The organism is Mycolicibacterium pyrenivorans (assembly GCF_025821625.1).
GTDB classification, from domain to species: domain Bacteria; phylum Actinomycetota; class Actinomycetes; order Mycobacteriales; family Mycobacteriaceae; genus Mycobacterium; species Mycobacterium pyrenivorans.
Map to the genome: position 1 here is coordinate 1466 of NZ_JACKSH010000004.1, position 763 is coordinate 2228.

Annotated in this window: 1 pseudogene; it reads left to right on the forward strand. The window is 65.0% G+C overall.

Going from position 1 to position 763, the window contains the following annotated elements:
- Positions 1–763: pseudogene (locus H7I57_RS00135) on the forward strand (type IV secretory system conjugative DNA transfer family protein); the annotation flags it as partial.

The following is a 763-nucleotide window of genomic DNA, read 5'->3' on the forward strand; positions in this document are numbered from 1 at the left end:
GCTGTGGCCGGGCCCAGCAGTGGTGTCGTCCTCCAAGGACGACCTCATGCAGATGGTGGCCTCGCGGCGCTACGGGCCTGCCGCGCTGCTGGATCTGCGGCCTATCGCTGCGCCGTACTATCCGGCCGACCTGCGTCCGTACCGATTCGATCCCACCGCATGGATCACCGGGCTTGAGGATGCTAAGGCCGTCGCTCGCACGCTGTTGAGCACCTCGGCGGTGGCGCTGTCGGGCAGCTCCTTTCGCGGCAGCGACCCCGGCCCGTGGGATGACCTGGCGTTCGCCCCGCTGACCTGCCTGCTGTTGGCCGCGAGTCCGCAAGGGCTAGGGCTGGGCATCGACTGGGTGATCGAGGCTGCCGAGGACGTGACCCTGCCCAACCCTTGGCCCACCTCGCCGCAGATGAGCACTGATGCCTCCTGGGTGACCGCGGCCGTCTGGTCGTCGAACCGCTACTTCGAGGCCCGCGTGCGCAGCGTGTTGAGCATGGAGGCCAAGCAGCGCGACTCGGTCAAAATCACCGTGACCAAGGTCCTGACTGCCTGGCTGCAGACGATGGAACGCGACAGAGGCTTACCGGTCCTCGATGAGGAGTTCCTGGAGGATCCCAACTCCACCATCTATCTGCTAACCCCCTTTGATGGCACGGTCGCCGCGCAGGCGATCACTCTGATGGATCAGCTGATTAACCGCCAGCGCGTGAAAGTCGCTCAGTGGGACGAGTTTTCCCGGTTGGGCATGTTTCTCGACGAGATCACCAAC